We start from the raw sequence: 6,781 nt of genomic DNA, 5'->3' as shown, positions 1-6,781 counted from the left end.
CCAGAGCATGGGGGGCACGCCCGGTCCCGTTCCGAACCCGGAAGCTAAGCCCCATCGCGCCGAGAGTACTGCGGGGTCAGCCCGTGGGAGGCCAGGGCGCCGCTGACCGGTGGACGGCACCGAGCCGTACGCTTGAACTGAGAAGGGGGAGGCCTCGCGGCCTCCCCCTTTTTTGCGTTTATGGGGCGTAAATGACTCAATTACACCAGACGATCTTATCGTTTTTGGTATTGAGCCTTTATTTAAAGAAGATAAATCGAATAACAAGGGCAACTGCTATGGCCACAATGATCAAAAGCAGGATTGTCAGTCGATGCTGCTTGCGTCGTTTACTTGACGAAACGAAGATCGATTTTCCTTGTTTTGGCGTTTCGAGATAGCGAGCCGAATTCGTCAAGGTTTGCTTTGGTCGAGGACCTCTTTGTTGATGAGTGGCGGATGCTTTCATCGGCTCATCACTAGCTGCGCTGTTTTTAGATAATGGTGCGTCTTTCAGATATACGGGGTCTCCCGAGGCGACGCCCATATGTTTACGTCCCGTTTGGGCATCCTCGAGCGTTTGATATCGATTTCTCGTCACATACTCGGGCTCCGGATCATTAATGGGCTCTTGCGAGATGTGGGGGCGATGGAACCGTGGCGGCTGCGTGGAAGTATCTTCCCCCTGCGTCGGCATAAACATATTGTTCTGGTTTTGGTCGTCCATGATGCCCTTTAGCTCGTTACCAACAACGTGTACGCGCTCATTGTAAGCCCCTTGTTATTTGTAGCTGGGGACATACTCGGTATTTAAGCTCTGGTTCAAAGAACCTTAACCTTCCTAAAACCTGAGTCATACGCACTTAGATATGCTTATAGTACTGGACTCAAAAAACTTTATAGTCGATGTATATATGAGCACTGGGTGGGCATATATAAGAGCGTCAAAAGAAGTCCCAGTCACCTGGAAGATGACTCGGCAGTCCTATAAAGGAGTGGTAAACATGGCAAGCATGGTTCCTTATCGTTCGGTTTTTGGCGTTCGTCCCTCTGCAAGCTCGCTGTTCGATCTGTTTGATGATATGAGCGACCTAGCGAACAGCTCGATTGCCTCTAAGGCGTTCCCCGTTGACGTTGAGGATAAGGGCGATGGCTATGAGGTCAAGGCTTATCTGACCGGCGTCGCCAAGGACGATATCGATGTCGAGCTTAACGAGGGCCGTCTGTCCATTAGCGTGAATGTCGAGGAAGACGAGGAGAACGAGGGCAAGAACTTCCTGCAGAAGGAGTTCAGCTCGTACAGCGCGACGCGTGGCGTGTATCTTAAGGACGCTTCGAGCGAGGGCCTCTCGGCTAAGTACGCTGACGGCATCCTGACCGTTACGGTTCCCAAGATCGTCGAGAAGAAGAACGTTACGAAGATCTCCATCGAATAACTTCGTTGGTGTTCTTCGCTATTAAAAGACAACAAAAGGGGCTGGGAAGCGATTCTCGGCCCCTTTTGCTGTCTAGGACAGTCTATTGAATGGTTGCCGGTTGATACTGACTCGCAGGGCGTATCGAGAGTTTTCGCGATCCTTGGAGAAGGGTGGCGGAGCTGCCGAGCTCGTCATCCAGGGTTGCGGCCAGAGCTTTGGCATAGCTTTTGACGGTAAGGCTCGGACGATTGTTGTCTTGGCTGATGTGCATGGCAATGAGCTGTTCGGTGCGATCGGTAACAAGTTCGCGCGCGGCTTCGGCGGCTTGGTCGTTGGAGAGGTGTCCCCTTGCAGACAGGATGCGCTCCTGAAGAAAGCGGGGATATTCTCCCTCGCGCAGCATGGTCACATCGTGGTTGCTTTCGAGCGCGAGGACTCGACAATCTTCGAGGGTGTTCATGGCTTGGCTCGATAGCTCTCCGGTGTCGGTGGCAAAGCCGATGGAATCATCGAGGGTGTCGAATCGATAACCGACTGGATTGATGACATCGTGTGATGTTGAGTAGGTTTGCACGTGGATGCCGGCAATGGATAGGGCGTCGCCGGGATCGAATTCCTCGACAGGCAGATGCGAAAGATTTTCTTTGTTCGAAAGAGTGCCCCTGCTGGCAAAGAGGGGGCCGTGCCAGTGCTTGCACCAGACATCGAGGCCCTTGATGTGATCGCTATGCTCATGAGTAATGAGAAGAGCCGAGACGTTGTCTGCCGAGAGCCTCAGTTCTGCCATGCGCTTTAATGTCTCGCGGCGAGACAGTCCGTCATCGACCATAATGAGCCCCTGCGGGCCCTCGATGAGTGCGCAGTTGCCTTTAGAGCCACTGCCGAGGATATGAAGGTGCAGACGAGACATAAGATTCCAAAGGATACAATGGGTGCGGACGAATAGAGGAGGAAGCGAATGCCAACGGTATCACAGCATTACGGACACCATGCCGTGCCCGGGGCAGCCGATGAGACCCGAACGAGGCAGCAGGCTGCTCCTGTCGTGCTCATGGTATCAGGCGGCGCGGACTCGACGGCACTGCTTCTTATGGCGTGCACATCAAAGCTGGATATCCAAGACGGACGCGGTGTTGCCCCCATTGCTCGCGAGCGCCTGCATGTGCTGCATGTAAACCATCATCTGCGCGGCAAGGCGTCCGATGGCGACGAGGCCTTTGTGCGTGAGCTCTGCGCGCAATATGGTTTACCGCTGTGTGTGGAGCACGCTTATTTTGATGGGGAGTCGGGCAATATTGAGGCCGCGGCCCGCGAGGTGCGCTATGCCGCGGCGCGGAGGTATGTTCGCGAACTCTGCGCCCAGACGGGGGCGCCGCGAACGGCGGCTCGTATCTGCACCGCGCACACGTCTTCGGATCGCGCGGAAACGTTTTTGATGAACGCGATTAAGGGTTCGGGGCCCGCTGGTCTATCGAGCATTCCTCGCCGGAGGAATATCGTGGTGCGTCCCTTGCTCGACCTAACTCATGGCGAGCTCGTGGGCTATCTACAGGTACATGGTCAGCCGTGGCGTGAAGACGAGAGCAATGAGGATATCTCGTATCTGCGAAACTACGTGCGCCATCGAGTGATGCCGGTGGTGGCGCAGCGCAACGCGAGCGTCTGCAAGACGATTGGCGCCGCCTGTGAGATCTTAGGCGATGAGGACGCGTTTTTGTCTCAGCTTTCGGCACAGGCGTTTCGAAGCTGCCTGCGTAAGGAGGCGGCGGGCGCGCTGGTGCTCGATGCCAGGCGCCTTGCTGCGGCCGAGGTGGTAATCGCGCGGCGCATCGTGCGACTGGCGATTAAGCGCATCGATCCGGACGCTCGTCCAGAGATGCGACATGTGGAGCGAGTCCTTTCCTGCGTTGCCGAGGGCGCCGGCTCGGTCACGCTTTCGGCGGGGATTGACGCACGCATTGAGTTTGGCATGCTGGCGTTTAAGGCGCCGGCGGCTCGCGAGGGCCTGGTCGCGGACTGGGTTACCGTACCCGGTCGTTTGCCGTTGGGCGGGGGGCGCATGCTGGTCGCAGAGCCGATGGCCGTTGAGCCGGGATGCGATATCGTGCGCCGCGCCCGTGAGCTTGCGGCTGCCGGGGAAGTGACAGCTTTGGTAGACGCGGCTGCCCTGGGTTTTGCCGACAGCGATAGTGAGCGGATCCTGGCGGGCTCACGTGGCGAGATCCCTGCAGAGGCGCGATTGGCGCGCCTGTGGGTGGACGGTCCCGCACCGGGAGACGTGATGTGCCCGTTAGGAATGAGTGGCCGAAGCAAGAAGGTATCCGACTTGCTAGGCGAGGCTCGCATTCCCGTTTCCGAGCGCGCCGGCGTGCCCGTGGTGAGGACGGCGCCGGGGGGTGCCGTGGTGTGGGTCGCCGGAGTTCGCGCGGACGAGCGTTTTAAGTGCACGGCCGCAACGCGCGTGGCATATCTGCTCCGCGTGGTCGATGCGGAATAGCGTCCCACGCCTGCTATTCTGTGCGACGTTGACGGTATTCCCGCGCTGATGGCGCACGGGCTGGTAAATTTACCCCGTGCGCTGCTAGAATGTGTAGTTCGCGTCCATACGGCGGTGTGTGGGCGATAAGCACAAGAAAGGGTTGTCATGGCTTCTCAACATCCGGATATCGAGAAGGTTCTGTTCACGCAGGAGGATATCGACGGTATCGTCTCTCGCCTGGGCGAGGAGATTACGCGCGACTACGCGGGTAAGGATCTGGTGCTGATTGCGGTCCTGCGCGGCGCCGTGGTCTTTATGGGCGACCTGATGCGTAAGATCGAGCTGCCGACCAACATCGATTTCATGGCTGTTTCGAGCTACGGCGACGGTGTGAAGTCCTCGGGTATCGTGCGTATCATTAAGGACCTGGATATCGACATCCGCGGTCGCGACGTGCTGATCGTCGAGGACATTCTGGACTCGGGCCTGACGCTCAAGTATCTGATGAAGAACCTCGAGAGCCGCAAGCCCGCTTCTCTGGAGGTCGCCGCCTTCCTGTGGAAGGACGTTGAGGACCGCGTCTCGGCCATCACGCCCAAGTATGTTGGAACCCATTGCCCCGATGCCTTTGTGGTGGGCTACGGCCTCGACTATGCCGAGCGCTATCGCAACCTTCCGTATCTGGGCATTTTGAAACCGGAGGTTTATTCGTAAGATGCCCGACGACCGTAACGACAACAATTCCCAGACTCCCCGGGAGCCTAAAATCCCGGGGATGCCCGGAGGCAAGAAGCCCACGCGTACGGGCTGGCTGTATTTTATTTTGGCTTGCGCGCTTCTGGGCTACGCCTTCTTTAACATGGGCTCCGGCTTTGCCAATTCCAGCAATACCGTTAAGCTCGCGACGAGCGAGATGGTGGGCGCCATCAAGCAGGATCGCGTCGAAGATCTGACCTATACGGTTCAAGACGGAAGCGTGACGGGTCATTACTGGAAGACGAAGAAGGACAAGGGCGATACGAGCGAGCTCAAGAGCTTCTCCTCGACCTATGTCGGCTCCGATTCGCTTGCCGAGCTTATGGCGGAGCACCCCGATACCAAGTACATCGTCAACACCAACGATCCCGATTTTTGGGGCGACTTGGCGATGAGTGTGCTTCCGACGATCGCCCTTATCGCCATCATGTTCTACTTTATGCGCCAGATGATGGGCGCCAACAACAGGAACATGCAGTTTGGCAAGACCAACGCCAAGACCAACGAGGCCACGCGCCCCAAGGTCAAGTTTGAAGACGTTGCCGGCGTGGACGAGGCAGTCGAGGAGCTCGAGGAGATCCGTGACTTTTTGAGCGATCCGGATCGCTATCGCAAGCTGGGCGCCAAGATCCCGCGTGGCGTGTTGCTGGTTGGCCCTCCGGGCACCGGTAAAACGCTGCTGGCCAAGGCCGTTGCCGGCGAGGCGGGCGTGCCGTTCTTTAGCATCTCGGGCTCTGACTTTGTGGAGATGTTCGTGGGCGTCGGCGCCAGCCGCGTGCGCGACCTCTTTAAGGAGGCCAAGTCTCAGGCCCCGTCGATCATCTTCATCGATGAGATCGACGCCGTGGGACGTCAGCGCGGAGCCGGCTTGGGCGGCGGTCACGACGAGCGCGAGCAGACGCTCAACCAGCTGCTGGTCGAGATGGACGGTTTTGAGGAGAGCGAGTCGGTCATCCTGATCGCTGCGACCAACCGCCCTGACATTCTGGATCCGGCGCTGCTGCGTCCCGGCCGTTTTGACCGTCAGGTTACGGTCGACCGTCCGGACGTGAAGGGCCGCGAGCAGATCTTGCGCGTGCATGCCGAGAACAAGCCGATGGACGAGGACGTGAAGTTTGAGAAGCTCGCCCAGATGACCGTTGGCTTTACCGGCGCCGACCTGGCGAACTTGCTCAATGAGTCTGCACTGTTGGCTGCCCGCCGCCATCGTTCCGTGATCTCGATGGACGAGGTCGAGGAATCGATGGAGCGCGTGATTGCCGGACCGCAGCGCAAGGGTCGCGTGATGACCGAGGCCGAGCGCACCACGATTGCCTACCACGAGAGCGGTCACGCTTTGGTGGGCCATATCCTGGAGCACTCCGATCCGGTCCACAAGATCTCGATCGTCAGCCGCGGTCAGGCCCTGGGCTACACGCTGCAGCTTCCGCAGGAGGACCACTTCCTCAAGACCAAGAACGAGATGCTCGACGAGCTCGCCGTGTTCTTGGGCGGTCGCGTTGCCGAGGAGCTCATGTGCGACGACATCACGTCGGGCGCGAGCAACGATCTGGAGCGCGCGACCAAGATGGCGCGCGAGATGGTCACACGTCTGGGCATGAGCGAGGAGCTGGGCACGCAGGTCTTTGGCGAGGCGCAGCATCAGGTGTTCCTGGGCCGCGATTATGCCGATCATCAGGATTACTCCGAGGAGACGGCGCGTCGCATTGATATCGAGGTTCAGCGCATCATGCGCGAGGCCCATCGTCGTGCGGCCGAGATCCTGGATGCCCGTCGCGATCAGCTCGATCTGATGGCGAAGGTGCTGCTCGAGCGCGAGACCGTCGAGGGCGACGCCGTGAACGCCCTGCTCGATAACGAGTGGGACGCCTACCTTGAGCGCGAGGACGATATCCTGGCGGCCAAGGAGGAGCGCAACGCCAAGGCTGCCGGCATGCCGACCAAGAAGCGTGCGCCTCGCATGAGCGAGGAGGAGCTTGCGGCCGATGCCGCCGCATTTGCGCAGGCGGCCATGCAGGAGGATGCCGAAGTCGCATCCGATGATGCCGCCGATGACCGTGCCGTCAATGCCGGTGCCGACACCGACAAATAGTCTTTGTGGCGAAAGCCTCCGCGGGGAAACCTGCGGAGGCTTTTTCTTTTGAGCGAT

6 protein-coding genes and 1 rRNA gene are annotated in these 6,781 nt (G+C 58.7%); 5 read left to right on the top strand and 2 right to left on the bottom strand.

Features of this window, described 5'->3' with window-relative positions; genetic code table 11:
- Nucleotides 1-108 (top strand): 5S ribosomal RNA (gene rrf, locus AAAX35_RS06730); the annotation flags it as partial.
- A gap of 130 nt (nt 109-238) precedes the next feature.
- Here the strand turns inward: rrf and AAAX35_RS06725 are convergent.
- Entirely contained in the window at nt 239-706 is a 468-nt protein-coding gene (locus AAAX35_RS06725) for a hypothetical protein (RefSeq protein WP_152067536.1), read from the bottom strand.
- Nucleotides 707-983: 277 nt separating this feature from the next.
- On the opposite strand from AAAX35_RS06725, the gene AAAX35_RS06720 reads away from it, so the two are divergent.
- Nucleotides 984-1,415 (top strand): Hsp20 family protein, encoded by a 432-nt coding sequence (locus AAAX35_RS06720; protein WP_055310182.1) that lies wholly within the window; start codon nt 984-986, stop codon nt 1,413-1,415.
- 82 nt (nt 1,416-1,497) lie between these two features.
- On the opposite strand, the gene AAAX35_RS06715 is transcribed toward AAAX35_RS06720, so the two are convergent.
- A complete protein-coding gene (locus tag AAAX35_RS06715; protein ID WP_349117150.1) occupies nt 1,498-2,307 on the bottom strand; it encodes an MBL fold metallo-hydrolase in 810 nt (269 codons plus the stop codon).
- Between the two features lie 48 nt (nt 2,308-2,355).
- Here AAAX35_RS06715 and tilS point away from each other — a divergent pair, with 48 nt between their 5' ends.
- The 3 genes from tilS to ftsH all read left to right on the top strand — a co-directional run bounded on the left by tilS (nt 2,356) and on the right by ftsH (nt 6,724).
- Nucleotides 2,356-3,894 carry a tRNA lysidine(34) synthetase TilS gene (gene tilS / locus AAAX35_RS06710; RefSeq protein WP_349117149.1) on the top strand — a complete coding sequence of 513 codons (1,539 nt, stop codon included), beginning with the start codon at nt 2,356-2,358 and terminating at the stop codon, nt 3,892-3,894.
- Nucleotides 3,895-4,041: 147 nt separating this feature from the next.
- A complete protein-coding gene (gene hpt / locus AAAX35_RS06705) occupies nt 4,042-4,590 on the top strand; it encodes a hypoxanthine phosphoribosyltransferase (protein WP_022093938.1) in 549 nt (182 codons plus the stop codon).
- A gap of 61 nt (nt 4,591-4,651) precedes the next feature.
- Nucleotides 4,652-6,724 carry an ATP-dependent zinc metalloprotease FtsH gene (ftsH, locus tag AAAX35_RS06700; RefSeq protein ID WP_349117148.1) on the top strand — a complete coding sequence of 691 codons (2,073 nt, stop codon included), beginning with the start codon at nt 4,652-4,654 and terminating at the stop codon, nt 6,722-6,724.
- Nucleotides 6,725-6,781 lie beyond the last annotated feature (57 nt).

Source organism: Collinsella sp. CLA-ER-H11 (assembly GCF_040092445.1).
In the GTDB taxonomy this organism is placed as follows: domain Bacteria; phylum Actinomycetota; class Coriobacteriia; order Coriobacteriales; family Coriobacteriaceae; genus Collinsella.
The sequence above is the reverse complement of the archived record's forward strand: the minus strand, read 5'-3'. Positions and strand labels throughout refer to the sequence as shown.

Bases quoted from the DNA above. Each gene is read 5' to 3' on its own strand.
- AAAX35_RS06725 (WP_152067536.1), bottom strand. From the start codon at position 706: ATGGACGACCAAAACCAGAACAATATGTTTATGCCGACGCAGGGGGAA.
- AAAX35_RS06720 (WP_055310182.1), top strand. From the start codon at position 984: ATGGCAAGCATGGTTCCTTATCGTTCGGTTTTTGGCGTTCGTCCCTCT.
- AAAX35_RS06715 (WP_349117150.1), bottom strand. From the start codon at position 2,307: ATGTCTCGTCTGCACCTTCATATCCTCGGCAGTGGCTCTAAAGGCAAC.
- tilS (WP_349117149.1), top strand. From the start codon at position 2,356: ATGCCAACGGTATCACAGCATTACGGACACCATGCCGTGCCCGGGGCA.
- hpt (WP_022093938.1), top strand. From the start codon at position 4,042: ATGGCTTCTCAACATCCGGATATCGAGAAGGTTCTGTTCACGCAGGAG.
- ftsH (WP_349117148.1), top strand. From the start codon at position 4,652: ATGCCCGGAGGCAAGAAGCCCACGCGTACGGGCTGGCTGTATTTTATT.